The organism is Collinsella vaginalis, from assembly GCF_900176655.1.
In the GTDB taxonomy this organism is placed as follows: Bacteria; Actinomycetota; Coriobacteriia; order Coriobacteriales; family Coriobacteriaceae; genus Collinsella; species Collinsella vaginalis.
The window spans coordinates 135,213-137,465 of sequence record NZ_LT838860.1; the positions used below are offsets into that span (position 1 = coordinate 135,213).

At 67.2% G+C, this 2,253-nt stretch carries 2 protein-coding genes; both read left to right on the forward strand.

Annotated features, from left to right (window positions below; genetic code table 11):
* The coding region (locus CAP13_RS09415; protein ID WP_143764954.1) for an OPT/YSL family transporter at positions 1–1,143 on the forward strand (1,143 nt) is incomplete at its 5' end.
* 835 nt (positions 1,144–1,978) lie between these two features.
* Positions 1,979–2,253 (forward strand): primosomal protein N' family DNA-binding protein (locus tag CAP13_RS10050; protein ID WP_483862417.1); only part of this gene is annotated, 275 nt, incomplete at its 3' end.

Here is a 2,253-nt window from a genome sequence, read left to right on the forward strand (position 1 = left end):
GTCTGGGCCCTGCTGCGCGACGCCGTGGGCGCCCTGCCCGCGATGCTCGCCGCCCTGCCCATCCCCGGTGTGGCCTTCGGGGTCTTCAACTCGCCGATGATGCTCTCCGTGGGCTTCCTCATGGGGACCACGGCCATCGCGGCGCAGCTCATCGGCGGTGTGCTCGCGAACTTCGGGATCATCGTCGGCGGCACGGCAGCGGGCCTTTTTGACCTGGATGCCGCGACCGGGATCGTCAAGAGCCTCGGCATGGGCCTCATGATGGGCTCGGGCCTCGGGGTGGTCGTGAAGGACGTCCTGCCCCATGCCCGCGCCTGGTTCGCGCCGTCCGGGGATGGCGCGGCCACCGATATCGAGACCCGCACTGACGCCGGGGCGCTCGCCCTCATGGCGGCCCTCGCCGCCCTCATCGTCTCCGTAGGCCTTGGGCTCGGTCCCGTCGTCGCGGTCATCATGGTCCTCCTCTCGTTCGTGACGACGGTCATGAGCGCCCAGTCCGTCGGTCAGACCGGCATCGACCCTATGGAGATCTTCGGTCTCATCGTTCTGCTCATCGTCGCCGCGGTCACGGACACGCAGACCGTCGGCCTCTTCCTGGTGGCCGGCGTCGTCGCAGTCGCGTGCGGGCTCGCGGGCGATGTGATGAGCGACTTCAAGACGGGTGCGATCATCGGTACGAATCCGCGCGCGATGTGGGCCGGTCAGGCGATCGGCGCCCTCATCGGCTCCGTGGTGGCGGCCGTGACGCTCGCCGCCCTTGCGAGCGCCTACGGCGTCGATGCCTTCGGGCCGGGCAAGCTCTTCGTGTCGGCCCAGGCGAGCGTGGTGGCGACGATGGTCTCCGGTATCCCGAGCGTGCCCGCGTTCGCGGTCGGTGTTGCCGCGGGCATCGTCCTCTACCTGGTTGGGCTCCCGGCCATGATGCTCGGCCTCGGTGTCTACCTGCCCTTCTACATGACCCTTTCGATGGCGTTCGGCGCCGTCGCGAAATTCATATGGGACCGTATGATGCGCGCCCGCGGCTTGAGCGCGCAGGAGTCGGGAGAGCGCGGCGTGGTCATAGCGTCGGGGCTCCTCGGCGGCGAGTCGATCGTCGGCGTGCTCATCGCGCTGGTGTCTGTGGTCATGGGGATGCTCGGCTGAGGTGCTTTTGACGTTCATGCGGGGCGTGGGCTCCAATGGTCTCGTCGCCCCCGGGGTCGTTCGGGCTTCTGACGCGCATGCGGGCCGCGACGCGCACCCCGCAGCCCACGACCTTGCAGCACGCCGCAGGTAAGAATCCCGAGGAAAAGTGCGTTCCCGACCGCGTATTTATGCAAAAGCGCCGTTCGAGCCCTTCCAAATGACGTTTTCGGCTGGAATCTGCGGTGTGGCGAGCCTCCTAGGCTGGGGATCGCGTCCAAAAGATGTTTTCGACAACCTGCTGAGGCAAAGCCTCTCGCGGCGCTGCTTCAGATGACGTTTTCGGCGGGGCTCTGCATCGTGCTGAGACTCCTATGTCGCGGATCGCGTGCAGAGTACGTTCTCGACCTACCGCCCATGCAAAAACCCGCGCAAAGCCGCTCCAGATGACGTTTTCGACCGGTTGCGTGCTGTGCGCAAGGCCACAGTCGAGGATCGTGTGCAAAGTACGTTTTCGACGCTGCATCCATGCAGATTCGCCTGCAAAGCCATGCAAGATGACGTTTTCGTCCGCACTTTTACGACATGTGAGACGTGCGAGACGCTGACGCGTGCGGAACCACCTGGGAGGTGTGTCGGCGGGCCGCGTTGCGGGAGGCGAGACACCTCCATGCGCGGAGCCATCCTGAGCGCCTCGCAAAGCTCTGCACCTCTCCGCAGCGCGACGCCCGCGTACGCGGAACCACCCGCGCCCCGCGCCGCTCTGTCAAGGCCCGGTGCAGCCGGTCTCCGGGGTCACGTTGTGTCCGGGCCCTGCGCTACACTGGGTCGCATGAAACGAGAGCAGACAGAGCAAATGAGCCTCTTCCCTGAGGAGGCTGCGTCCGCGGCATCGGCGCGCGGTGGGGCTGCGACAGGAGCAGGGTCGAAGGCTGATCCTGAACGCGCCCGCGCCCCCCGCACGCCGCCCGCCGCCTACCTCTCCGTGGTCGTCGACATCCCGGCCCGCGCCCTCTCCGAGCCCTTCGCCTACGGTGTCTCCAAAGAGCTCGAGGCGGACGCTGACATCGGCGCCACCGTCCTCGTCAACTTCGCGGGCCGCATGGCCGCCGGCTACGTCGTGGCCCGGGC